Annotated in this window: 24 protein-coding genes and 2 pseudogenes; 21 read left to right on the top strand and 5 right to left on the bottom strand. The window is 56.3% G+C overall.

All coding sequences use genetic code 11. The annotated features are described in order from the left end of the window. The 4 genes and pseudogenes from LB462_RS26285 to LB462_RS26270 form a co-directional block, all read left to right on the top strand. Positions 1-262, top strand: a pseudogene (locus LB462_RS26285) (carbohydrate ABC transporter substrate-binding protein); the annotation flags it as partial. Between the two features lie 134 nt (positions 263-396). After that, the gene (locus LB462_RS26280; RefSeq protein ID WP_224514182.1) at positions 397-1389 is read left to right on the top strand and encodes a GAF domain-containing protein; all 993 of its coding nucleotides are present in this window, start codon (positions 397-399) and stop codon (positions 1387-1389) included. 162 nt (positions 1390-1551) lie between these two features. Further along, complete coding sequence (gene adh / locus LB462_RS26275) at positions 1552-3069, top strand: aldehyde dehydrogenase (RefSeq protein WP_224514180.1); 1518 nt, start codon at positions 1552-1554, stop codon at positions 3067-3069. Positions 3070-3138: 69 nt separating this feature from the next. Further along, positions 3139-3471: a DUF779 domain-containing protein gene (locus tag LB462_RS26270; RefSeq protein ID WP_224514179.1), complete on the top strand. Its 333-nt coding sequence runs from the start codon at positions 3139-3141 to the stop codon at positions 3469-3471. 37 nt (positions 3472-3508) lie between these two features. On the opposite strand, the gene LB462_RS26265 is transcribed toward LB462_RS26270, so the two are convergent. From LB462_RS26265 to LB462_RS26255, 3 genes are all read right to left on the bottom strand, one after another. Continuing rightward, positions 3509-3757 carry a hypothetical protein gene (locus LB462_RS26265; RefSeq protein ID WP_224514177.1) on the bottom strand — a complete coding sequence of 83 codons (249 nt, stop codon included), beginning with the start codon at positions 3755-3757 and terminating at the stop codon, positions 3509-3511. 117 nt (positions 3758-3874) lie between these two features. Continuing rightward, positions 3875-4597: a ribonuclease activity regulator RraA gene (locus tag LB462_RS26260; protein WP_224514175.1), complete on the bottom strand. Its 723-nt coding sequence runs from the start codon at positions 4595-4597 to the stop codon at positions 3875-3877. A 29-nt stretch (positions 4598-4626) separates the two neighbouring features. Beyond that, positions 4627-5874: a glucarate dehydratase family protein gene (locus tag LB462_RS26255; protein ID WP_224514173.1), complete on the bottom strand. Its 1248-nt coding sequence runs from the start codon at positions 5872-5874 to the stop codon at positions 4627-4629. Positions 5875-5962: 88 nt separating this feature from the next. Between LB462_RS26255 and LB462_RS26250 the strand changes: the two genes are divergently transcribed. The 7 genes from LB462_RS26250 to LB462_RS26220 all read left to right on the top strand — a co-directional run bounded on the left by LB462_RS26250 (position 5963) and on the right by LB462_RS26220 (position 12726). Continuing rightward, positions 5963-6724 (top strand): GntR family transcriptional regulator, encoded by a 762-nt coding sequence (locus tag LB462_RS26250; protein ID WP_224514171.1) that lies wholly within the window; start codon positions 5963-5965, stop codon positions 6722-6724. 26 nt (positions 6725-6750) lie between these two features. Further along, positions 6751-7497 carry an SDR family NAD(P)-dependent oxidoreductase gene (locus LB462_RS26245; protein WP_224514170.1) on the top strand — a complete coding sequence of 249 codons (747 nt, stop codon included), beginning with the start codon at positions 6751-6753 and terminating at the stop codon, positions 7495-7497. A 26-nt stretch (positions 7498-7523) separates the two neighbouring features. After that, entirely contained in the window at positions 7524-9125 is a 1602-nt protein-coding gene (locus tag LB462_RS26240) for an ABC transporter substrate-binding protein (RefSeq protein ID WP_224514168.1), read from the top strand. A gap of 79 nt (positions 9126-9204) precedes the next feature. Next, positions 9205-10200 carry an ABC transporter permease gene (locus LB462_RS26235; RefSeq protein WP_224514197.1) on the top strand — a complete coding sequence of 332 codons (996 nt, stop codon included), beginning with the start codon at positions 9205-9207 and terminating at the stop codon, positions 10198-10200. Next, positions 10197-11090, top strand: a complete 894-nt coding sequence (locus LB462_RS26230) for an ABC transporter permease (protein WP_224514165.1) — start codon at positions 10197-10199, stop codon at positions 11088-11090. Before LB462_RS26235 ends, LB462_RS26230 begins: the two co-directional genes overlap by 4 nt. A gap of 2 nt (positions 11091-11092) precedes the next feature. After that, a complete protein-coding gene (locus LB462_RS26225) occupies positions 11093-11974 on the top strand; it encodes an ABC transporter ATP-binding protein (protein WP_224514163.1) in 882 nt (293 codons plus the stop codon). Beyond that, the gene (locus LB462_RS26220; protein ID WP_224514162.1) at positions 11971-12726 is read left to right on the top strand and encodes an ABC transporter ATP-binding protein; all 756 of its coding nucleotides are present in this window, start codon (positions 11971-11973) and stop codon (positions 12724-12726) included. The genes LB462_RS26225 and LB462_RS26220 overlap by 4 nt, the downstream gene beginning before the upstream one ends. A gap of 251 nt (positions 12727-12977) precedes the next feature. Here LB462_RS26220 and LB462_RS26215 read toward each other — a convergent pair whose 3' ends face one another. Further along, the gene (locus LB462_RS26215; RefSeq protein WP_224514160.1) at positions 12978-13841 is read right to left on the bottom strand and encodes an alpha/beta fold hydrolase; all 864 of its coding nucleotides are present in this window, start codon (positions 13839-13841) and stop codon (positions 12978-12980) included. Between the two features lie 648 nt (positions 13842-14489). After that, on the bottom strand, positions 14490-15083 hold the full coding sequence (locus LB462_RS26210; RefSeq protein WP_224514158.1) for a P-loop NTPase family protein: 594 nt from the start codon (positions 15081-15083) through the stop codon (positions 14490-14492). Between the two features lie 192 nt (positions 15084-15275). Between LB462_RS26210 and LB462_RS26205 the strand changes: the two genes are divergently transcribed. The 10 genes and pseudogenes from LB462_RS26205 to LB462_RS26160 all read left to right on the top strand — a co-directional run bounded on the left by LB462_RS26205 (position 15276) and on the right by LB462_RS26160 (position 24851). Then, positions 15276-15956, top strand: coding sequence for a DUF1194 domain-containing protein (locus LB462_RS26205; RefSeq protein ID WP_224514156.1), 681 nt, complete (start codon positions 15276-15278; stop codon positions 15954-15956). A gap of 519 nt (positions 15957-16475) precedes the next feature. After that, entirely contained in the window at positions 16476-17456 is a 981-nt protein-coding gene (locus LB462_RS26200; RefSeq protein ID WP_224514155.1) for a TerC family protein, read from the top strand. 51 nt (positions 17457-17507) lie between these two features. Further along, positions 17508-17813, top strand: a complete 306-nt coding sequence (locus tag LB462_RS26195; protein ID WP_224514153.1) for a hypothetical protein — start codon at positions 17508-17510, stop codon at positions 17811-17813. Between the two features lie 32 nt (positions 17814-17845). After that, positions 17846-18469 (top strand): exopolysaccharide biosynthesis protein, encoded by a 624-nt coding sequence (locus LB462_RS26190; RefSeq protein WP_224514151.1) that lies wholly within the window; start codon positions 17846-17848, stop codon positions 18467-18469. A 444-nt stretch (positions 18470-18913) separates the two neighbouring features. Next, positions 18914-20707 carry an adenylate cyclase gene (locus tag LB462_RS26185; protein WP_224514149.1) on the top strand — a complete coding sequence of 598 codons (1794 nt, stop codon included), beginning with the start codon at positions 18914-18916 and terminating at the stop codon, positions 20705-20707. A 312-nt stretch (positions 20708-21019) separates the two neighbouring features. Further along, positions 21020-21593: pseudogene (locus LB462_RS26180) on the top strand (amidohydrolase family protein); the annotation flags it as partial. Positions 21594-22077: 484 nt separating this feature from the next. Next, positions 22078-22884: a DUF2092 domain-containing protein gene (locus LB462_RS26175; protein ID WP_224514147.1), complete on the top strand. Its 807-nt coding sequence runs from the start codon at positions 22078-22080 to the stop codon at positions 22882-22884. After that, entirely contained in the window at positions 22881-23093 is a 213-nt protein-coding gene (locus LB462_RS26170) for a hypothetical protein (protein WP_224514145.1), read from the top strand. Before LB462_RS26175 ends, LB462_RS26170 begins: the two co-directional genes overlap by 4 nt. A 45-nt stretch (positions 23094-23138) precedes the next feature. Further along, complete coding sequence (locus tag LB462_RS26165) at positions 23139-24398, top strand: alpha/beta hydrolase (protein WP_224514144.1); 1260 nt, start codon at positions 23139-23141, stop codon at positions 24396-24398. Positions 24399-24509: 111 nt separating this feature from the next. Next, positions 24510-24851, top strand: coding sequence for a hypothetical protein (locus LB462_RS26160; RefSeq protein ID WP_224514142.1), 342 nt, complete (start codon positions 24510-24512; stop codon positions 24849-24851). Positions 24852-24911 lie beyond the last annotated feature (60 nt).

Genomic DNA, 24911 nt, shown 5'->3' with positions numbered 1-24911 from the left:
CGATGCGTCTTCCGGCGCGAAATCCGCACAGGAAGCCATGGACTCGCTATGTTCCGAACAGGAGAAGGTTCTCGGACGCCTCGAAAAGTCAGGCGTGCAGGGTGATATCGGTCCGAAACTGGCCGAGGAACATGACCTTGCCTACTGGAATGCCGATGCCGTCAAAAACGGCCATCTGGCACCCCAGCTGAAGATCGAGAACGAAAAGGAAAAGCCCCAGACCGTCAACTACGATGAGCTGGTCAAGAGCTGGAGCAAGTAAGTTTCCGATGACATCGGCTGGTGGCGGAGGTGTCCGCCGCCAGCCGTGACGACAAAGTCGACCATTGACGGCAAGTCAAAGTAGCATACGCTGGCAATAGCGATGGTAGTTCGCTTGAACCTTGGGAGGAGGCCATGGCAACGCGGCATGATGGCTTGCATGCCGAACATATACAGTCCGCATTGATCGGAAGTGCCGCTGCACAATCTTCGCTGATCGCGTCCTGGGGCCGTTCGATGCGTCTTTACGGTTTGAGTCCCGAAGAAGGCGCTCCGAATGTGCTCACCGACCGTGAACTGAAAGATGCGCGCGAACGGCTTGGATCATTAATCGATACCGCAGAGTCGGCGCTGGAGCGCCTTTATTCCGCTGTCGGTGGTGCAGGCTGCTGTGTCCTGCTCGCTGACAAGGATGGAGTTCCGGTTGATCGCCGCGGCTACGAAGGCGATGACGCGACATTCCGCACGATCGGTCTTTGGACCGGAGTAGTGTGGAGCGAGGAGAGCGAAGGGACCAATGGAATTGGTACCGCACTTGCCGAACAGAGGGCGCTTACGATCCACCGGGATCAACATTTCCGCAGCCGCAACACTGCGCTGTCCTGTACCGTTGCCCCGATTTTCGATCATCGGGGCCGTCTGATTGCGGCAATTGACGTCTCCTCGGCCCGTCGCGACTTGACCGAGGATTTCGTCAAACTCATCGCGGTTGCCGTGGTTGATGCCGCGCGCAGGCTCGAGGCTGAGAACTTCCGGTTGGCATTTCCCAAGGCAAGAATTGTTTTGGCGCAAGGCGCGGACGCCGCGAGCGAACGAGCCGTGCATGCACTGATTGCTGTGGATGAGGATGATCTCGTTATCGGCGCTTCCCGCGCAGCACGCCATATGCTTGGATTGACTGATGAATCGCTCCGCAAGCCCTTGCCGGCTTCTGACGTTCTGGGCGAGAAAGCCAATGCCGAGCTCGATTATGCCACCGCAGAACGAGGTGCCATCCAGCGTGCTTTGGCACGTTCTGGCGGCAATATATCCGCTGCTGCAAACAATCTGGGTATCAGCCGCGCCACCCTGCATCGCAAACTGAAACGGCTCGGCTTTCCCGATAAGGTGTCGTTCAGCGATCTCTAGTCGCAACTGTCGCAAAACTGCGACAGATCAACGACGGCCCTGCCTTGGCTGGGCTGACATATCAGTCATAGAGCGCGATGCTTGCCTTTGATACCGCAGCAGGCGGTGTTTTCAACGCAGCCGGTTTGCAGGAGCGAACTGCGCTGCCAGGGAGGAAAATCCGTGAACAAGGTAGAGTTCAATCGCACAGTCAAACCCAATTTCAAAAAGCGCTATGGCAACTTCATCGGCGGCAGGTTCGTCGAACCGAAGGCCGGGCGCTATTTTGAAAACACGTCGCCGGTAAACGGTCAGGTTCTTTGTGAAATTGCCCGTTCCGACGCAAGTGATGTCGATGCGGCACTCGATGCAGCACACGCTGCCAAGGAAGCCTGGGGCCGCACGAGCGCTGCCGAACGCAGCGTCATGCTCAACAAGATTGCACAGGTGATGGAAGACAACCTCGCTCTTCTTGCCCAGGCGGAAACCTGGGACAACGGCAAGCCGATCCGCGAAACCACGGCGGCTGATCTACCGCTTGCCATCGACCATTTCCGCTATTTCGCCGGTGCAATCCGTGCACAGGAAGGTGGTATCTCGGAAATCGATCACGATACGGTGGCCTATCATTTCCATGAACCGCTCGGTGTCGTCGGTCAGATCATCCCGTGGAACTTCCCGATCCTGATGGCGGTGTGGAAGCTTGCTCCGGCACTGGCTGCGGGAAATTGCGTCGTGCTGAAGCCTGCGGAACAAACTCCTGCATCCATCCTGGTGCTCGCCGAACTGATCGCAGATATCCTGCCGCCCGGCGTGCTCAACATCGTCAACGGTTTTGGCCTTGAAGCCGGCAAACCGCTAGCCTCGAGCCCCCGTATTGCCAAGATCGCATTCACCGGCGAGACGACGACCGGACGGCTGATCATGCAGTATGCCAGCCAGAACCTGATACCGGTGACACTGGAGCTGGGCGGCAAATCCCCCAACATTTTCTTCAAGGATGTCACGGCCGAAGATGATGATTTCTTTGACAAGGCGATCGAGGGTTTCGTCATGTTCGCCCTCAACCAGGGTGAGGTATGCACCTGTCCGAGCCGCGCTCTCATCCATGAATCCATCTATGACAAATTCATGGAAAAGGCGCTGAAGCGTGTGGAAGCGATCGTGCAAGGCGATCCGTTGGATCCAGCGACCATGATCGGCGCTCAGGCCTCGAGCGAACAGCTGGAGAAAATCCTCTCCTACATGGATATCGGCAAACAGGAGGGTGCCGAGGTGCTGATCGGCGGCGAACGCAATTTGCTCGCCGGTGATCTGGCGGGCGGATATTATGTCCAGCCGACCGTCTTCAAGGGTCACAACCGCATGCGGGTTTTCCAGGAGGAGATCTTCGGACCTGTTGTTTCGGTGACGACCTTCAAGGACAATGACGAGGCGCTGTCGATCGCCAACGATACGCTCTATGGTCTTGGCGCGGGGATCTGGAGCCGCGATGCCAATACTTGCTACCGCTTCGGACGTGCAATTCAAGCAGGGCGCGTCTGGACAAACTGCTACCACGCCTATCCGGCGCACGCGGCATTCGGTGGCTACAAGCAGTCGGGCATTGGCCGTGAAAACCATCTGAAGATGCTGGATCACTACCAGCAGACCAAGAACATGCTCGTCAGCTACAGCCCCAAAAAGCTCGGTTTCTTCTGAGTTCGTAGGCTGGAATCAAACGTCGGTGGCACATTGTTGCCGCCGATGACGTTTTGCCGGAGGAGCACCATGGAAGACAAAGTCAGTGCCACACCTGCGGCGCTTGAACTGATCGCGACGCTGCAGTCCGAATACGGGCCAATCTTGTTTCATCAGTCTGGCGGCTGTTGCGACGGCTCGTCACCGATGTGTTATCCAAAAGGCGATTTTATCATCGGTGACCAAGATGTTCAGCTCGGTGAAATCGGTGGAGTTCCCGTCTACATCAGCGCCCCGCAATATGACGTGTGGAAGCACACCGAGCTTATCATAGACGTCGTCCCAGGCCGCGGCGGCATGTTTTCGCTCGACAATGGCCGGGAAGTGAGATTTCTGACGCGGTCACGGGTCTGCACCATTTAAGACCGTACCCCATCGTTTATTATGGCCGATTAAGCCGTCAATTGGAAAGGCGCCGCACAAAGGCTGGTCGCCTCGCATTTGCCCTTGCGATCAGGAGGCGCCGGATCAATCGAACAGAATTCGTAACTGCCGGATCGATTTCGCTGAGAGATGGTGCCAGCGTGGCAGCCATCAAATGCTTGCGCCTTGCGGATCCCTGTTGGGCTGCGACCGCAAATGCGTTGACGACATCCAGGCACAGGTCGAAAAGCGCTGTTATCTGGAGTTTCAAAGGAACGTCTTCCATTGGTCGTCGCCGCTTACTGAACAGCCTGAGGTTCTTGGTCCGTACCGCGAAAATCGCATAAGTGTCGCGTCTGCACCCGGCCTCTTTGGATCCCCTCCTGCTACTGGTGGACAAGAGTTATCTTTTGTTGGCGTTGCGCCATTTTTCGAAGACGGTCAAATTATTGGGGTCTGTCGGCGGGTAAAGGCCGATGATGGATTTGCCGGACTGGACGAGTTCCAGAACAAAGTCCTCGTATGCTGTCATCTCCACCGTTTCCTCAGCGACCTCGCTGGCTAGATGTGCGGGGATAATCACAACACCTTCACTATCTCCGACGACGATATCGCCGGGCCAGACTGCGACATCTCCACAGCCAATGGGAACATTGATATCGAGCGCTTGATGGAGTGTGAGGTTGGTCGGTGCTGCGGGACGATTGTGATATGCCGAAAAGGCAAGGTTGGCTATTTCCGGAGAATCCCGAAATCCGCCATCGGTTACTATACCCTCGACACCTCGTTGCATGAGGCGAGTGATTAGTATCGAGCCAGCCGATGCGGCTCGCGCATCTTTGCGGCTGTCGATAACAAGCACGGCGCCCGGCGGGCATTCCTCGATGGCCTTGCGCTGGGGATGCGCGGGGTCGCGGAAAACAGACAGCTGGTTGAGATCTTCACGAGCAGGTATATAGCGAAGCGTAAATGCCTCGCCCACCATGTTGTACTCCGGTTTTCCAAGGGGTCTTACGTCCTGGATAAACTGATTGCGCAAGCCTCGTTTGAAGAGTGCAGTGCAAAGTGTGGCCGTGCTTACACGGCGCAATTTCTCACGTGTTGCAGATGTCAGGGCAGGGGTCATGGTGATGCTCTCTTGATTGAATACGCCAATTACCAACGTGGAACGCGGCGCTCATATGTGGGGTCGAATTGCTGCATGTAGAGGGTGTCGTTGCGGTCGTTCATCCCCGCACTTTCATAAAGATCAGCCAACTTACGGAGTTTCCGGCGATCGATCGACACACCAAGTCCAGGCTTGCCAGAGACCTCAAGATTCCCGTCGGCAAAACGGAATGGATCGCCCTCAATGATGTCGGTGTCGGTCCATGGATAATGCGTATCGCAGGCGAAATTCAGATTGGGCGTTGCTGCCGCCAGATGCGTCATCGCGGCCAGGGTAATGCCAAGGTGGGAATTTGAGTGCATGGAAACCTGCATTCCAAAGGCTTCGCACAGTTTCGCCAAATGCGTGGAGGCACGCAGGCCACCCCAATAATGATGGTCCGACAAGACAATCTTCACAGCATCTCGGCGCACCGCCTCCGCCAAATGGTCGAACTCCAGGACAACCATGTTGGTCGCGAGTGGAACATTGCAGGAGCGTGCTACCTCCGCCATCGCTTCCATACCAAGAACCGGGTCTTCGAGATATTCGAGGATACCTTCGAGTTTCCGGGCGACCTGGATCGCGGTAGGGACCGTCCATCCGCCATTTGGGTCGATGCGAAGGGGATGGTCGGGGAATGCTGCACGCAGATGCAGCATCGTTTCAATCTCAAGCTCGGGTTCGAGCACGCCACCCTTGAGCTTCAAGGACTTAAAGCCATACTGGTCCACAAAGCGCGTTGCTTCGCCAACCATCGCCGAAGGCGTCATGACCTCGCCCCAATCGTCCGGTTCGTCGCCGATATGGGCTGCGAACTTATAAAAAAGATAGGCGCTAAAGGGAACGCTGGACCGAACCGGCCCCCCCAGAAGATCGACCACGGGACGACCGAGGATTTTCCCCTGGATGTCCAGGCATGCGACCTCGTAGGCGCTGGCCACGACATCGGTCAGCTTGTGGTCCGCAACGGCGGTTTTTGCATTAATCCCTCCGCCTTTCGGCAGAGCATGCAGCACCCGCTTCTTCAAATCGTGCAGATGAAAGGGGTCTAGACCGATCAGGCCCCGGGCCGCTTCGCGAAGTCCGGTAAGCGCTTTGATGCTACCGTAACTCTCGCCTAAGCCTACGGTGCCGTCATCACAAACGAGCTCGATGATCGTTCTCAACGCATAGGGCTGATGCACCCCTTTGCAATTGAGAAGCGGTTTGTCCGGTATGGCCACCGGCGTCAGCACGACATTTTCGATACGCATTGAATCCCACCTAGATGATATGGCAGGTTATTACACTTGCATATTACAATTGCAATGTGATATCTCAGATTAATAACGGAGATACCAGATGACGGCCGACCATAGATTGGATGATATTCTCAATCCCACATTGTTGAGGGGGGAGGGCAATCTTGTCACTCAGGTGCACCGGGCCTTGCGCACAGCAATTGTCGAAGTTCGGTTGCGTCCTGGAGCGGCACTTTCGGAAAAGGACATTGCGCGTTGCCTAAACGTCAGCAAGACGCCCATCCGCGAAGCCTTGATAAGGCTGGTAGAGGAGCGGCTTGTCACCGTGGTGCCCAAGAGCGGAACCAGGGTGGCCCCTATCAATATTGAGCGGTTCCGCGAGGGCTGTTTTGCTCGCCTGCATATCGAAGTCGCTGCGGTGGCTCAGGCAGCAGCTCTTCGGTCGGACGAAGACATCATACGCATGAAGGCGAACCTTTCCCGGCAGCGCGAGGCCTTGGACAATGAGGCCTATTGGGAGTTCTTCTTATGCGATGAGCAGTTTCACGCGCTTATTCTCAAAGCTGCAGGATTGAAAGGGCTCGTCCCGATCATGGAAGTCGCCAAGGTTGAAGTCGACCGCATTCGTAGCTTGAAGAACCGTCTCGGCGTACGGCGTACCGAAACGGTCATTCGTCAGCACGAGGAAATAGTCGACGCCATTGCTGCACGTGATCCGGGCCGGGCCTCGGCCGCGATCCGCAATCATCTGGGTGAAGTCGACAAGCGCATCTGGGAGCTTGGCGAGGACCATGCGCTGTGGAGCTACATTGAATCGGTGAGCCGTCCTCAACTGAAAACTCAGATCGGTATCGCCGGATAAGAAATCTCTCCGAAGGAATGAAATGAATGTTCAAGAACAAGACCGCAATCGTCGCCGGTGGCGCACGCGATATTGGCCGCGCCTGTGCCGTGAGACTGGCAGCAAGTGGCGCTAAAGTCGCAATTGTCTACAATTCCAGCGAAAAGGCTGCCTTCGATACGATCGACGAAATAACCGCTTCTGGCGGCCTGGCAGTCGCTATCTGCGCCGACCTGACCAAGCAAGCCGAAGTCGCTCGTGCCGTTGAGGAGACCCAACAGAACTTCGGTCCCCGCATCGACATCCTCCAGTTCGTGACCGGCGGTCTCGTCGCCCGCAAGACCGTGCCTGAAATGGACGCCGAATTCTGGCATCAGGTGCTCGACCTCAACCTGACCTCATTATTCCTCACGGTAAAGGCGGTGCTTTCGCATATGGGTGAGGGCGGCTCCATCGTAACATTCGCATCGCAGGCCGGGCGCGACGGAGGCGGACCAGGAGCGCTTGCCTACGCGACCTCGAAGGGCGGGGTGATGAGCTTTACCCGGGGACTGGCAAAAGAGATCGGTCCGGATATCCGTGTCAACGCACTTTGTCCCGGAATGATCGACACCACCTTTCATGACAATTTCACCAAACCTGAAGTGCGCGGCCGCGTGGCCGGCGCCACGGCTTTGAAGCGTGAGGGAACACCGGCGGAGGTGGCAGAATTCGCCGCGTGGCTCTCGTCCGATGCTGCCAGCTACGTCACTGGAGGGTGTTTCGACATCAATGGCGGCCTGCTCTTTTCCTAAAAAACGACGATCGGGAGGATCGAACCATGAATCTCAAACTGAAACTTGCGACGGTGGCAATTGCCTCGATACTTGCTGCAACGCCCATTGCGGTGAACGCCGAAACACCCAAGGACCAATTGATCATAGGGCTGTCAATGACAAACCTATTGACGATGGATCCGGCGGAGGCAGTGGAAACGGAATCCTTTGACGTTCTCAACAATCTCTATGACCGCCTGATCGAGATGGATCCGGTGACGCCGAGCAAAATCGTTCCGGGTCTCGCGGAGAAATGGACGATCGCGGAAGACGGAACAATCACATTCAACCTCCGGTCAGAGGCAAAGTTTCATTCCGGGAACCCGGTTACATCCGCAGATGTAGTGTGGTCGCTGAAACGCGTGATGAAGCTAAACCGAGGGCCGGCATCATTCTTGCGTGAGATAGGTTATTCAGCTGAGGTGTTGGACGCCTCGCTTTCCGCACCCGATGCGCACACCGTCGTGCTCAAGCCATCTGCCAAAATCAATCCCGAGATCATTCTGTTCACTCTCGCGCGAACGGTCGGCAATATTATCGACAGCAAGACTGTGCTGGAAAACCAGTCCAGCGATGACCTGGGAAAAGCTTGGTTGACCAACAACTCCGCCGGATCAGGGCCTTTCGTGCTCAAGCGCTGGAACGCCAACGATTCCGTAATTCTGGACCGCAATGCTTCTTACTGGCGCGGCGAGCCTGAACTGAAGCGGGTCGTCATCCGCCATATGCCTGAATCCCAAAGCCAGCGCCTCCAGATTGAAAACGGCGACCTTGATGTGGCGCGCTCGCTTTCTGCCACGGACCTCAAGGCGCTTAAAACCGATGAAACTGTGAAGATCCAGAAAGTGGCAAGCGGCGGGTTTTACTATCTGGCTGTCAGCACCGCTGACCCGGTTTTCTCCAAACCCGAAATACGGGCAATCTTGCCATATCTTATCGATTATGAGGGGATGCAGACAGCGGTTATCGGCGACTATGGATCCGCTCGGCAGGTTCCCGTCCCCGCCGACTATCCAGGCGCGATCGCTGATCCAGGCTATAAGCCCGACATTGCCAAGGCCAAGGAGCTTTTGGCGAAAGCTGGCTACCCTGACGGCTTCAGCACCAGCATGCTCGTTTTGTCGGACTCTCCTTTCGTTGAGATTGCAACGGCGCTCCAGGGTACCCTTGGACAGGCGGGCATCAAGGTGGACATCAACCAAGGCAACGGTACACAGGTCTACGGGAAGATGAGAGACCGGCAGTTCTCCATGATCGTGGGCAGAAGCGGCGGACAAATGCCTAACGTGCTGGGGGCCATTCAGGCCTATACCAGTAATTTCGATAATGGACCGAAGAGCACACAGACGGCCAGTCTGGCCTGGCGCACCTCGTGGGACATTCCAGAACTGACCGCCCTCACTGCAAAGGCGAGGGCTGAGCTCAACGAAGCCAAGCGCCTCGATCTTTACAAGCAAATTCAGGAAAAGTTCCTCAGTTCCACGCCGCCGCTCTTGGCGATTGCTGCGGCAACACAGCCCAGCGCCATACGCGCGAACGTTCAGGGTCTTGTTGATCAGCAGGCCCGGTCGCCAAGCTGGTACTACGTCAAAAAGACCTCAGAATAGCTCGGGACAAATCATGTTGTTAAAAGCCGCCACAACGCCGCAAGGGGTGGGGTACCGGGCCGCCAGCATTGTCAAGACAATGCTGGGGCCGCTGGTCAGTGTCCTTGGAGCTTTCCTTGGTTTGATGGTCATTATCTTTTTTATTGGCCGGGTGCTTCCTATCGATCCTGTCCTGACGATTGTCGGCGACCAAGCGGACGCGCAAACCTATCAACAAGTTTCCCGCGAACTTGGCCTCGACCGTCCGCTGATCCAGCAGTTTTCGATTTTTGTATCGAACGCCGTATCGGGCGATTTCGGACGAGCGCGGCTTACGGGAAATCTGGTCTTGTCAGACCTGGTCAAAGTCTTTCCTGCAACGATAGAGCTTGCAACAACAGCTATGCTGATAGGAGCTTTGCTGGGCATACCACTGGGGGTGATCGCCGCTGTCAACAGAGGCCGCGCGATGGACAACATTTTGCGGATCGTTATGTTGATGGGGCATTCCACCCCGATTTTCTGGCTGGGGTTGATGGGCCTCTTGCTTTTCTATGCCGCTCTGCACTGGGTCGGCGGTTCTGGACAGCTGAGCCTTTACAATCTGGATATTGTCCCGCGAATAACCGGATTCATAACCGTCGATGCCTTGCTTGCAGGGGATATGGAGGTGTTCCGGGACGCGGTGAACCATCTGATCCTGCCCGCCAGCATATTGGGATACAGCTCCACCGCATTCATAGCGCGCATGACGCGCAGTTTCATGCTCGAACAGCTGCCGCAAGAATATATCATTGCCGCGCGCGTCAAGGGGCTTTCGGCGCGACAGGTCGTCTGGGGACATGCATTCCGCAATATCCGCGTCCAGTTGCTCACAGTTCTGGCGCTGGCCTATGGCGGATTGCTCGAGGGGACCGTCCTTGTCGAGTCCGTGTTCGCCTGGCCGGGGCTTGGGCAGTATTTCACCAATGCCCTGCTCATCGGCGACATGAACGCCGTCATGGCTGCGACGCTGCTCATCGGGGTCATCTTCCTCGCATTGAACCTTCTCAGCGATATTCTCTATCGCCTGCTCGATCCGAGGACCCGCCAATGACGATTGCCACAAATGCTGTTCCATCCGCCGGTTCTTCCAAGCTCGCGCGTTCGCTGCAACAGCTCTTGGATTTCTGGAAAATGTTCCGAACTGACTTGCCCGGGGTCGTCGGTCTGGCGGTTATTCTTGTCCTCATCCTTCTGGCCACGGCAGCACCCGTCCTCGCTCCATTCGACCCGTATCTGCAGTCGCTTGGTCTGGTCCTGCAGCCGCCGAGCTGGGAGCACTGGGCAGGCACTGACGAACTTGGCCGCGACATTCTCAGCAGGCTGCTCTTCGGTGCCAGAACCACCTTGCTCATCGTCATTTCGGTTTCTCTTCTCGTCGCGCCAATCGGTCTGTGCATAGGGGTGTGTTCTGGTTATTTCGGCGGCTGGGTGGACAAGGTACTTATGCGCATAGTCGATATTTTCCTGGCTTTGCCGTCCTTGGTGCTGGCGCTGGCCTTTGTCGCAGCGCTTGGAGCAGGCGCGGAAAATGCGGTCCTTGCCATGGCATTCACCGCGTGGCCGCCCATCGCCAGGCTTGCCCGGGCAGAGACACTAAGTATCCGTTCATCCGATTTCATATCAGCAGCCCGCATGTACGGTGCTTCGCCGCTCCGCATCATTTTCCGGCACATTGTTCCGCTTTGCCTTCCATCCATTGTCGTGCGGGTGACCTTGAGCATGGCCGGATTCATCTTGACGGCGGCCGGCCTCGGGTTTCTGGGATTGGGCGCGCAACCGCCGAGTGCCGAATGGGGTACGATGATTTCAACAGGCCGAAAAGTCATGATTGATCATTGGTGGGTTGCGGCTTTCCCGGGCATCGCAATCCTTGTCACCAGCCTTTCATTCAACATGGTCGGCGATGCATTGCGGGACGCCATGGACCCAAGGACAAATTGACGATGACAGCGCATCAAAAGCATGAAGCTGTGCCACTGCTTTCCGTAAGGGGACTATGTGTCCGGTTTGGAAATGGTAGCGAGGCGGTAGCCGCACTCAGAAATCTCTCGTTCGATCTTGGCAAAGAAAAGCTCGGCATTGTCGGAGAGTCGGGTTCCGGCAAATCGACACTCGGGAGGGCAATCTTGAAGTTGTTGCCTCGTATGGCCACTATGTCCGCCGATAGACTTGATTTTTGCGGTTCTGACATCGGCAAGGCAACTGAACGGCAGATGTTGCAAATACGTGGGCGTCAGATTGGCATGATCCTTCAGGATCCCAAATATGCCCTCGACCCCACAATGAAGATCGGCGATCAAATTGGCGAAGCGGTGACACTGCATCTGGGGAAACGTGGCAAAGACAAGAAAAGCCATGTCCTGGAAATGCTCGACAGCGTGAAGATCAGGAACCCCCAACGCGTCTATGAATTGTATCCCCACCAGATTTCGGGCGGCATGGGGCAGCGCATAATGATCGCAATGACACTTGTCGCTCAACCCAAGATCATTATTGCTGATGAGCCGACCTCGGCATTGGATGTAACAGTCCGAAGGCAGTTGCTTGAACTGCTTGATGAACTTGTAACCGCGCGGGGTATCGGGTTGATCTTCATTACGCATGATCTCGATTTGGCAGAAGGCTTTTGTGACCGTCTTTTGATCATGTATTCCGGACAGATTCTGGAGGAGCTACCGGCCAGTTCGCTTGGCAACGCAAAACATCCCTATACCCAAGGACTGCTTGAAAGCATGCCACGTCTCGAAGCGCCGACAGAACGGCTGTCCGTCCTTGTCCGGGATCCCGCGTGGCAACGCGACGTGAATCGGAACCTTTCGCAATGATCGAAGTTGAAAATATCAATCTCACCTATGGCCATGGAAAATCGGCCGCAAGACCCTTGAACGGCGTATCATTCAAAATCGAGAAGGGAGAGGCTTTCGGGATCGTGGGTGAGAGTGGTTGCGGAAAGTCCAGTCTACTAAGGTGTATCGGTGGTCTCGAAACCGGCTGGAAGGGACGCATATCCGTGGGTGGGTTTGAGCTGTCACATTCCCGCCAGGCGCAGGAAATGCGGGTTGTTCAAATGGTTTTCCAAGATCCATACGGAACCCTGCATCCACGCCACACGATCGGAACCGCCTTGTTCGAACCATTGCGGGCACAAGGCATGCCTCGCTCGACCGAGATAGTCGAAAAGGCGCTGTCCGACGTCGGACTGGGCCCGTCCTTCCGCACACGCTACCCGCATCAACTATCCGGAGGCCAACGGCAACGGGTTGCAATTGCCAGGGCACTGATCATAGGGCCAGACGTTGTTTTACTCGACGAACCCACATCCGCGCTGGATGTTTCGGTCCAGGCTGAAATCCTCAATTTACTTTCCGAACTGCGCAAGTTGAAGAACCTGACATATATCCTGGTGAGCCACGATCTGGCTGTTACTGCCCACATGTGTAGCCGCCTTGTGGTGATGAACAGCGGCAAGATCGTGGGGGAATTAACGGCCGATGATTTGCGCAACAACAACAACCATCATCCCTATACTCGCGAACTTATCGAAAGCAGTCAGCGGTACAAGAAAGCCGCCGCCTGATCGGATTAAGAATGCGGGGCCGTCTGCTCCTGGCGCGCGGGACTGGTTTCACGGGTCTGCGAGGGTATTATAGATTTTTTGGCGGCCAATTGAAAACCGCTATTATCGGCATCTTCAAAGGATGGTTTTCTAACGAGCGTGGATTTTGACCAACACAGTTTAAACCCTATAAGTGTTGCAGGCGAATACGCCCGCATTTCCCGCTCTGTTGACACTGGAGATGCAGGCGGTTTGAAAGCCGGCGTCGGCAACTAACTGTGGCGCATTAAAAAGCTTCGCGTCAAACTGATCGCTTCATCGAGATTTGTTTCCAGCAGCCAATGGCCGCCGTCCACCAAATGCAATTCCGCATCAGGCAAGTCCCGCAAATATGCTCTTGCTGACGCTTCAGGCATGTAGCCATCTTGCGGTCCCCAGATGATCAGAGCCGGCGGCCGATGGTCGCGAAGATAACTTTGGTACCGAGGAAACCACTCCAGATTGTTCTTTAGTCCAGCGATGATACGGGCTGATATATCTTTGCGTCGATCAGTCATCAACGACCAATGCAGCGTCCAAAGATCGGGCGGAATCGTGGCTGCCAGTTCTGGTCGGACCTCGTTGAGGAATTCGCGTTGGAACTCTTCCTGGCAGATGCCCTGCCTGATTTCTGCAAAGCTATTCTCAGGGGTTTTTTCCCAGATTGCTTTTAAAGATGAATATTTCGGCCCCAGAACATCTTCGTAGATGTCACCATTTTGGATGATCAATGATGCGATCAGGTCGGGGCGACGGATGGCGAGCCGCAAACCGATCTGTGATCCGAAGTCATGCAGATACACAGTGAATTTGCTAAGTCCGAGTTTTGCCGTGAAACGTTGCAGAAAATCAGTATAGCCGTCAAACGTGTAGTCGAATTCCTCTGGCGTATCACTGTAACCGCAGCCAGGAAAATCCGGCGCAATTAGCCGCCACCTGTCAGCCAGCGGAGGCATGTAGTTGCGAAACTCATAGGACGAACATGGATAGCCATGGGGCAGCAGAACGGCGGGGGCGTCTGTCGGCCCAGCCTCGCGATAGAAAATCTTCATGCCGTCCAGGTTCAGTTCTCTGTGGTGTACAAGCCCGTTTGTCATGGTTTTCCTTCCTCATTGAGAACATCAGAAGCTTAATTCGAGGGGTCGCGATGGGTTCCGAGTACTACTGACAGAATGGATAGTGATTTTGCAGGGCGCTGAAGGAGGGCCAATCGGTATCATCCCCATGCGCGGTCGCCGGTTGGATGCAAAGCTCTCGAACATGCAGCTCATGCAGATGCAATTACTGTGGCTAAATCGGTAACTCCATGTTCGGAGCTTGATATTATGAGAAGGTAATCGCAGGGCTACACACGAGCAACGAAAAGGATGATTCCGGCGTCAGTTCACTCAAATCATGCTTTGCCAGATCGACGGCGAAGGGCTGACCGGAGGGCCGGACATCCCTTTTTGGCAAGGGATAGATTTTGAGATCGAACTAAGGAATATCGACCTTTCCTGCTATCGCGGGAAGAAGCTCGCCGGTCTCAGTTAGGTCAGCCAAGAGAGATGGTATCGCGGCGGTGCCAGCGAAGCGAGCGGTTCGAGACAATTTCTCTGAGGATCTCCCGACGGATATCTTGTTCGCCTTCATAAAAATCGGCATGCGCGTTGTACATTTGCGAAACGCTTGTCCAGAACGCGGTTTTTAGCCAACTTTCCTGATCCCAGGGCAGATTGCCTCAACTGCTTCAACCAGGTCGGGTGCTATTCCCTCGGTGAAGCTACTGGACTTCCTCCCAACGCCTTGATTGGATCTGGCAGATCGGCGATAACTTGGGGGACGAGAACCCAAGGCGCTTGGGTTCCATCAAGATGTAGTACGGGGCCAATTTGTGTCTCCAGCCATGCCTCGTGCCGCGCTAAATTCCGTCCTGGAAAATCCGGTTTGTCATATTGAGAAGCCCAAGCGGCGAATGCGGTATGGATTTCGTACATGTCGCCTGATGGCAATATTCGGTTTCCGTATCGTTCATGTTCCCGCGCCAATAGTCGTTCCATCCGAATTGGCGTCGGAGTGTACACAAATACAATCAGATTGACGTTCTCGATTAAGCTATCTCCCCAACCGTCGAATGATCCGGACAACACCCAGCCATCCTCGCCCAGCGCTTCTTTGATCAGGCGGACGCGATCAGCCGGGGGACGCTTGGTCGAGAACGGCGGATTGGTCGGGTACCAATAGAAGTCATCACAATCCACATGGCGGACTCCCAACGCTGAGGCAAGGCCACTGCCTAGCGTTGTCACCCCTGAACACGATGCTCCAGTTATGTAGATCGACGGTTTCTCCAGTTTCATCGTCAACCTCTTGAGGCCACGCTCGGTATCAATCCAACAATACCCATAAGCTGTCCTCGCTGCCACCTGTCAGATCTTCGGCCCACTCAACAATAGAAACGAGTTTTCTAACCTCTTCGGCTAAGCGTGTTCATGCTGCGGACATGCTACTTTGAACAACAATCGTCGCTGGCGAGTGCACGGGGGGTGGAGATGATGCGCAAGGCATGGCTCGTGGCGGCTGGGGCGTTGGCTGTTATGACTGTCGCCACGCGCTCGGAAGCATGCGTCGACACGGCGCTGGTATTAGCGGTGGATGGTTCTGGCAGCATAACCGACGACGAATATGGATTTCAGAAGTCAGCGATCGTCTCTGCCTTCCGCGACGCATCGGTGCTGTCAGCCATACGAACCTCCGGGAGCGTGGCAGTAGCCGCTGTATTCTGGGGAGACGGCGAATTATCCTCACAAAGAATCAGCTGGATTATCATGGACGGAATCAAGCCATCGGAGCAGTTCGCGCTTGAAATCGAGCGCAATCAGCGAACGGCTTGGGGAAATACCGACATAGGTGGCGGCCTCTGGGTCGCACTTGATCTGCTTTCAGACCCGAAGTTATGCGCCCGAAGGCTAATCGTGGACATTTCCGGGGATGGAAGGGAAACCATCGCGCCCAAGCGGAGAAAGTCGATCTCTCTTCATCAGGCGCGCGGCCGCGCGGAAGCGATGGGAGTGACAATCAACGGGCTGGTGATCTCGGACGAGGAAGCCGACCTCGCAGATTACTACCACAAGAGTGTTATCATGGGCCCCAATAGGTTTGTTATGGACATTACGAAATTCGAGGATTTTGCGAGGGCGATCAGGCTGAAGCTCATCCGGGAGTTGTCATGACCATAAAAGGTTCCGTGCTGCAGCTTTCGGCATGGACTGGATGCTGTTTCGAGAACCCAGACCAATTGACATAGTCATAGTGAATAACGCCTCCGCAGCCATATAAGCAGCACCGAACGTTCACAGACGTAAACCATGCGGCCGTTCGCGTTGAGTGCGGTACCTATTTAAAAATCAAAGCGACGTTCGCATTAAATATGGATCGGCAGACATACGGTTTGCGCAAGTATGTGGGCAACGAGTTTACCAAAGCGGGCGCGGTTTTCGCCGCGTATATGGGCGTGAAGCATCTCGACTGTTGCCGGTTCAGGCGGGCTCGACAATTTCGTTGCACAGACTGAAACGTCGTCGTTCGAAGGTCAAAGCGGTCAAAGAAAATGCACCAGCCGCGACTTGACAATCGAAAAATGAGACCCATGTGGAGTTTAACCCGCTGGTCCGGGCCCCTCTGGTGAGAGCCTCGGCACTCTCGCGATGTCGGACCTTTTTCCGACAATCCGTGCCGACAGGGGATTTTCGTTGGATTTCTCATTTTTATTCCTCGAGTGGGTAGGGAAGCCGCTCTGGATGTGGGCAAGCTTCCTCGCGCTCGTCATCGCCATTCTCTCGTTTGACCTTGGCATTCTCCATAAGCAGAACAGGGAGATCGGGGTGCGCGAGAGCGTGAAGCTTTCCGGCCTCTATATCGCGCTGGGTATCGCATTCGGCTGTTGGGTTTGGTGGTATCTCGGCTCCGACGCTGGCCTTGCCTATATGACGGGCTTCGTCGTGGAAAAGACGCTGGCGCTGGATAACGTCTTCGTCATCGCGCTGATCTTCTCTTTCTTCGCCGTCCCGCGCCTCTATCAGCACCGGGTACTCTTCTGGGGTATTCTCGGCGTCCTCGTGCTGCGCGCCATTATGATCGGTGTCGGCGCGACGCTGGTCGCAGAATTCGCTTGGGTTCTCTATATCTTTGCGGCTTTCCTGATCGTCACCGGTATCAAGATGCTGGCGATCAAGGAGGCCGAGCCGGACATATCAAGAAACACGCTTGTCCGGTTCATGCGCAATCGCTTCAACGTCACGCACGAGCACCACGGCGAGCGGTTTTTCGTCAGAAAAACAAATCCCGTCACTGGCGCGGCGAACTGGTTTATCACGCCGCTCTTCATGGCGCTCGTGATGATCGAAGTAGCCGATGTCATCTTCGCCGTGGATTCGGTCCCCGCAATTTTCGCGATCACTACCGATCCGTTCATCGTCTACACTTCGAACATCTTCGCCATCCTTGGCCTTCGCGCCCTCTATTTCGCGCTCGCGGCGATGATCCATCGCTTCCAGTACCTGAAGCCGGCACTCGCCCTCGTCCTGATCTTTATCGGCTCGAAGATCTTTGCCGCCGATCTTCTGGAGCTGGAAAAGTTCCCGGCTGTTCTCTCGCTCGGCATCACCTTCGCGATCATCGCCGCCGGCGTGATCTGGAGCCTTCTCAAAACCCGCGATCGCCAGTCCGCTTAACCGCAACCCGTTGGGAGAACGGGTCTGCAACACAACACGAAGGAAATAGATATGATTTCGGATATCGTCGGTTGGCTTTTTGCCTTTTTTATCTTCGATCCCTTCCAGGCACAGATGCAGCAGCATGTTGAGCGTGCGCACTTGCCCGTGGAGATCGTCCGCCAGTCTCAGGCTTGCCTGGCCTCCCAAGGCCCGCTGCTGATCGAGCGGGCCGCCGGAGACTATGGCTGGGCCGCAGGCACCATCGTCAATATCGCGATCGGGCGCACCACGCCGGCCGATCTCCTGGATAACCGCGACGCGCACTGCGCGGCTCTCGTCCGTGTCCTGAACGGCAACAGCGGCGAGAGAGTGTAACGACAGCTTTCGGCGGAAACCGATTGGACGACATGTCTGAACCAGACGATAACATCGAAACGCCCCGCGGTGTGGCAACCGTACGGCTCACGGAGATGCTGGAGCTTGCCCGGAAAAGAGGCGGTCTCTCCATCGGTGAGGCTCTGGAGGTCATGGGATCGACGGGCATCGCCTTTACCGTGCTGTTTCTGGCAATTCCGGCACTGACCCCGATCCCGGGTCCGTTCGGTATGGTGTTCGGCACGGCACTTGCGCTGATCTCGCTGCAGATCACCTTCGGCCGCCGGAGCCTCTGGTTGCCGGCCGTGGTCAGAAACCGCCGTATTTCGCCGGCAATGCTCGATCTTATCATCCCTCATTCGGTTCCGATGATTGCCAGGGTGGAGAAGGTCATGCGAGCCGGCCGGCTCAAGGCGCTCACAGGCCTGATAGTGCAGAGTCTGCTTGGCATTCCGATCTTCCTGCTCGCCGTCGTGATCGCCCTGCCGATCCCGTTCGGCAATATCTTGCCAGTGATCTCGCTGGTGGTCCTGGCGGTCGCCCTGATGGAGCGCGACGGGCTGATCACCCTCATCGGATTGTTGCTCGCCACGGCGACGATCGCCGTGACCGCAGCGTTGCTTTATCTGATGCTCTCCGAAATGCTTACCGCCTGATAGACCAGGCTCACACGTGGCTCGTATCCCGACTTTTGCCAGATGGTCGGATGCAAGGAACTGATGGCGGGCATCTCGCGAAAGATCGCGAGGTACAAGCCTCTTACAGAGCTTAGATCAGCTCGCTTTGAGAGTTATTCCCGGTGTTGAGACCTGCCACATTGGGCCTATACCGATCTCGGCTATTCAAAGGGTTCTTCTCATCGACCATCTCAGCGCAGCCAGTCGTTCGATCGACATCGTTCAGGAAAGCTGCGTTGAGCGGCAGCCACGCCCTTGTCCATGGCAGAACCCCCTTCCATCGCGGCAAACGGTTGCCACGATGTCTGCAATAATGAGTTGCTCGCCGCATCATCGTGGACGGAACACGGTTTGGGGAGTAGGTTACAGTAATATAAGGGCAAAAATGCCGGTTGATTCTTTTCATCGGGGGATGAAATCACAATGCAAGGCTCCACGAAGGCTGGCATAGATCGGCCCGAGCAGACCGTGCGGCAGCCACCTGCTCCCGAGGATATCCGCGCCCAACTTGATCGCATCATGGCCAGTCCGGAATTTCCAGACACCGGTCACGCGCATTCATTCTTGCGATATGTCGTGGAAGAAACTCTGTCTGGCCGTTCCGAGCGCATCAAAGGCTATTCTATAGCGATAGAGGTATTCAAGCGCGACGAGCGATTCAACCAGGATGATCCCGTCGTTCGGATCGAGGCTGGGCGGTTGAGGAGAACGCTCGAGCGATATTATTTGGTTGCTGGCCAGAAGGACCCCGTCCGGATCGACATTCCGAAAGGCAAATATGTTCCGTTCTTCAGCTGGAATGGGCCGATAGCGGAGGAAGCTCCCCACCGCAGTTCGCCGCGGTCATCAAAATATCCTTGGCGCATGAGATGGCCCGCTCTGTTGGGTTTGCTCGGCATCCTTGTTGCGACCTTGGGCTATTGGATGGCGGGGCCTCCTGCATCGTCAACCACCGCAGCTGGCCCCGATGGGCCGACGCTGGTGATCGCACCCTTTGCCAATTTCAGTGAGGGACCGGAGGCCAATCTCTATGCGCTCGGCCTCACCGAGGAACTCTTGACCGCTCTTCCCCGCTTCAAGGAGATCAAGGTCTTCGGACGCGAAACGTCAGAGGCCTTCCCGCCGGAAGTTGACCCTTCGCGTGTCCGCAAGGAACTCGGGGCCAACTATCTGCTTGCCGGTGCAGTGCGTGTCTCCGGTGATCGCGTGCGGGTGACCGCACGCTTGCTTGATACAAAAACCGGCGCAATTCTTTGGTCCCAGACCTACGACGATGACGTTCGCTCGCGCGGGCTGTTTGCCATTCAAACCGACGTTGCAAATCGGGTGGCAACCGCTGTGGCCCAGCCGTATGGCATTATTTCAAAAGCGGTCGCCTCCAGTCCCCCGCCTGACGACCGTGGCGCTTACGATTGTACGCTGCAGTTTTATGGTTACCGTGCCGAATTGAGTGTGGAAAAACACGGTAAGGTTCGCATGTGTCTTGAAAGCGCAGTTGCTCGCTTCCCGTCCTATGCAACGGCGTGGGCAATGCTGTCGATCTTGTATCTCGACGAGGATCGATTTGGCTACAACCCGACGTCCGAATCTTCAACTCCATTGGAACGGTCACTCCATGCGGCTCGGCGTGCTGTAGAACTCGATCCGGGCAACACGCGTGCGCTGCAGGCCTTGATGACGGCGTTGTTCTTCAACCGGCAGCTGACGGAAGCGCTCCGTGTAGGTGAGCAGGCGCTGGCGACCAATCCCAACGACACGGAACTATTGGGTGAGTACGGTGTGCGCTTGGCCATGGGCGGACAATGGCAACGCGGCGCAGCGGTGCTGGATCAGGCGCTGGCGCTCAACCCCGGCGGTGCGGGCTACTATCGCGGCAACAGGGCGCTGGCTTCCTATATGCTGGGGGACTACGATACGGCGGTCGTCGATATCAGACAGGCGAACCTGCAGAAATTTCCGCTTTTTCACATTGTCGCGGCGGTGATCTATGCGGAGCGCGGGATGATGGAGGACGCCACGCGCGAGGGAACCTTGTTCATGAAAATGCGTCCCGCATTTCTCCCCAACATTACCGCGGAACTCACAAACCGCAACTTTCAACCTGAGGATCAGTTGCGCGTCATTGCCGGTCTGCGCAAGGCAGGCATGCCAGTGCGGGCCGAGACGGCAGAAACCACCTCGCCGCCGCTTCCCACATCCGATCTTCCTTCGCGGTAGCGGCGGTCTCCAAATTTCGGAGTCCGCCCAGTTCTGGACCCGAGCCAGGATCAGGACCTGTGGGGCCGGCATCAACTGCCCAAGCGCCCTCCCTGTCGGAACAGGCCACGAACGGCAACTTCCCGCTATGAGATTTAGACCAAGGCTCAAATGGCGCCATGAGCGGACGATTGAAGATTTCCGATCAGCGGCTGGAATCGAGCCAAATCGGAAGTCCCTCGGCCAAATTTTTACACTCAAAGACCCGTAGGCGACGCTTCGTCAGAATCGTCTGCTCACTTCCTGCTTCGCTCTGGCAGAGAAATGTTTGCGGCAACTCTCCTGCTCGGACTTGGCGCCAGCGTGATGCGCGGCTTCACCACCGTTCGCGACGTGGGCGGGCCCGCGTTCGCGATAGATCGGGACGTCGTCCCCGGACCGCGCATCTCTCCGTCCGGTGCCATGATCACAGTAACCAGCGGTTTGGTGATTTGCGCCTACTCGCCGACCTGCCCGGAGGACCAGTGTCTGCTGCCCCCCATGGAGACGAGCGGGGGTGCCATGGTCGTGGACAACCCCGACGAGGTGTGTTTGCGCGTCCGCGTGCAGTTATGCGGGGGCCCGTTCTGCGGGTGTCTTCACCCTTCAGCCCGCTCGACGTCACCACCTTCACCGAACCAGAATTTTCCGGGCCGCCGTTGAAATTGCCGAAAATTGGGGCACCTGCGTCGCCGCCCACGCCTTCACCCCGGATGCGATCCGGAAGGCTATCGCGGTTGGTGTGAAGTGCATCAAACACGGCTTCCTCATGGATGAGGCCACCCCCAGGCTGATCGCCGAAAAGGACATTTGGCTGAGCTTGCAGCCGCTTCCCGAATTGATGAGGACAGGCCTTCGGGGTGGGTCGAGCGCGCCAAGGCCGATGATCGATGCTACCCATTTGAAAGGACATCGGACGGCAGCCAGCCTGCTAAGACGCCGACGGGTTTCGAAAGGCGCCGGCTGATCGCACAATCCCGGCCTGCATTCCGTCAAAGGCCAACAGAAAGATGCCAATCCCGCACGATGTTGTGCTCTACAAGCAACGTCACAAAGATCGAAACATGTTCGGAAAACTCAAAGACTGGCGTCGTATTCACACTCGATACGACCGCTGCGCCCACACCTTTTCTTAAGCATATGTATAGCAGCGGTCGTCATCTTCTTGCTCTGATTAGTGAGTCCTGACTCTGGCTTCGCAGGGCTATTGATACCTGTAACATACGAGATGTTACGGGCGTAATTCCTTTGTGGCGCGTACATTTTCCAGGCCAATCGGGAGGCTTGTCGAGACGGTGGGGTCTGAAGCCAGTCCACCAGATTTCACAATAACTGAGGGGGAGGAGCCCAGGATGATAATTGCTCAATATGCGATGCGGACCTTCGCAGCGTCCGTCTCGTCGGCCGCGCTCGCCCTGACAATTGCTGCGGGAATGCCAACGGGCGCGACGGCAGCCGAAGCAGATGCCAAGACGTTGCTCAAGGCGATGTCGGACTATCTGGCTGCACAGAAAGCAATATCGTTCAACTACGACACCAACCTTGAAGTCGTCACCAAGGACCATCAGAAATTGCTGCTTGCAAGCTCGGGCAAGATCGAGTTGGGGCGGCCCGACAAAATTCGTGCCACCCGCCATGGCGGTTTCGCCGATGTCGAGATGGTGTTTGACGGCAAGACGCTGACCGTGCTGGGCAAGGATGCCAATCTCTATACTGAGGTCGACGTGCCGGGCACCGTCGAAAACCTCGTCGACCAGCTAAGAGATACACTGCACAGGCCGCTTCCAGCCGCCGACCTGATCCTGCCAAATGTCTATGCGGAGCTGATGCGCGATGTGGTCGATGTCAAGGACCTTGGCAGCGGCGTGATCGCCGGCACGGAATGCGACCACCTTGCATTTCGGGCAAAGGAAGTCGACTGGCAGATCTGGATCGCCCAAGGCAAAAATCCCTATCCTTGCAGATATGTGATCACCGCAAGTCAGGTGGACCAGGGACCCCAATACAGCATCCAGATCAGTGACTGGAAAACCGGCATCGACGTCATTGCCGACGACTTCAGTTTCAAAAACAAATCGAAAGCCGAAAAGGTGGATCTGGAGAAGCTGCCCAATATTGACGAACTTCCCAATCACTTCACCCCCGGAGGCACGAAATGAACGCGTCAAGGAAACTCAGAATCGCGCTTGTGGCCGGGATCGCTGGATTGTTCGCATTGGAAGCAGGATCGGAGTTCTCGGTTCCAAGCCTCTACAGCTTTGTCGGCATAGCCGAGGCCCGGATCGGCCGTCCCCTCACGCCCGTCAGCGTAGCCGGCGTGGCACGACGCACAGTCAGGCGATGCGCTGTGGGGGTCTATTATTGTTAGTCGGGGAAAGATACCGTTCTCTTGGCACCGCCTTTTTCAAAGGGCATGCGTTGGATTGTGATACTGGCGATCGCCGGTATGACTACAGGCTGTGCCGGGAGACCGAAGAACGTGTTGTCACCTGTGGCAGACACGTCGCCATCTTCAAGCAAGGTTGAGATGCTGGTCACAACGACGCGAAGCCGTTCCAGTGTTTCCGGGCAAATGTTCAGTGGCGAGCGCGGGCTGACACCGTCCTTCGCCGACGTAACGGTTTCGATCCCGCCAGGCAAAGTGCGAAAAGTGGGCGAAGTTGCCTGGCCCAAGAAGCTTCCCTCCAATCCGCTAACGGACTTTGCGGTTCTGAAAGCGGACGCATTGACGCTGGACGGAGCCAAATCATGGCTGAACGCTACAGTGAAGAAAAACCCCGATCGCAGCGTCATTGTTTTTATTCACGGTTTCAACAACCGCTTTGAGGATGCCGTCTATCGTTTCGCACAAATCATGCAAGATTCGGGCATCCCCAACACGCCCCTGTTGGTTACCTGGCCTTCGCGCGGCAGCTTGCTGGCCTATGGATATGACAGAGAGAGTACGAACTACACGAGGAATGCCCTCGAAACACTGTTTCAATATCTCGCTAGAGATCCCGTGGTAAAGGACGTCTCCATTCTGGCGCACTCGATGGGCAACTGGCTCGCCCTGGAGTCGCTGCGCCAGATGGCCATCCGTAACGGCAGACTGCCAGCGAAATTCAAGAACGTTATGCTTGCCGATGCTGATGTCGATGTCGATGTGTTCCGTTCCCAGATCGCAGACATGGGGTCGGATCGCCCGCAGTTCACCCTTTTCGTTTCCCGCGACGATCGCGCGCTCGCATTGTCTCGGCGGGTATGGGGGGACATACCGAGAATTGGTTCCATCGATCCCGAACAATCTCCCTATAGGGAGGAACTGGCCGCCAACAAGATCAGGGTGATCGATCTCACCAAGATCAAAGCCGGCGACAGTCTCCATCACAGCAAATTTGCCGAATCCCCGCAAATCGTACAACTCATCGGCGCTCGTATTTCCCAGGGCCAGACCTTGACCGACAGCAGGGTTGGCCTCGGCGACAAGATCCTCGAAGCCACGACCGGAACGGCGGCAGTGGCAGGCGGCGCTGCGGGATTGATCCTTTCCGCCCCGATCGCCGTCGTCGATCAGGATTCCCGGGACAATTATGCAAATCACATCGCTCGGTTGAGCGGAAAGTCTGGAGGGCAAACGGCGGCGCGTAACCGTTGCAAGCCCAATGCGCTTCAGCCAACCATGTGCGATTGACGTTCCGGCGGGGCGTTGTCATCGCTGACAGCTTCTGCGTCTTCACGTTGCCGGCAACTATTCTCATCCCAAGCATGGGCTGAGCAACGATTTTGAGGGGGAGTCAAGCAAATGCGAACTGCCGTCTCCACATCACTATTTATGATGATAGCGCTTGCTGCGTGTCAGTCGACGGGTGACGACGCTGTCCCAGCCTCGTCTGTTCCGGTCGCCATGGACGCGACCGGAACGACCACGGGGGGAGCACCGGTCGACCTCGCCGATCTGGTAAATGCTCCCGCCGCCGGAGCTCGAAACCAGCTGCGGTTGCGAGGCTACGCGTTTACCCAGCAGCAGGGCCCGACGACGTATTGGTGGAATCCAGGAACGACGATCTGCGCAACGACAGTAACCGGCAACGGAAAGTTTCAGACAATCGGAACGGCAACAGCGCGCTACTGCGGTCAGGAGTAGTTGTTCGCGTTGGTGGTGCAGCGTCTCAAGATGCGCCGCGCAACGGGTAATCACGGACGT

Origin of the sequence: Phyllobacterium chamaecytisi (assembly GCF_020164455.1) — a bacterium.
Lineage (GTDB): Bacteria > Pseudomonadota > Alphaproteobacteria > Rhizobiales > Rhizobiaceae > Phyllobacterium > Phyllobacterium chamaecytisi.
The sequence above is the reverse complement of the archived record's forward strand: the minus strand, read 5'-3'. Positions and strand labels throughout refer to the sequence as shown.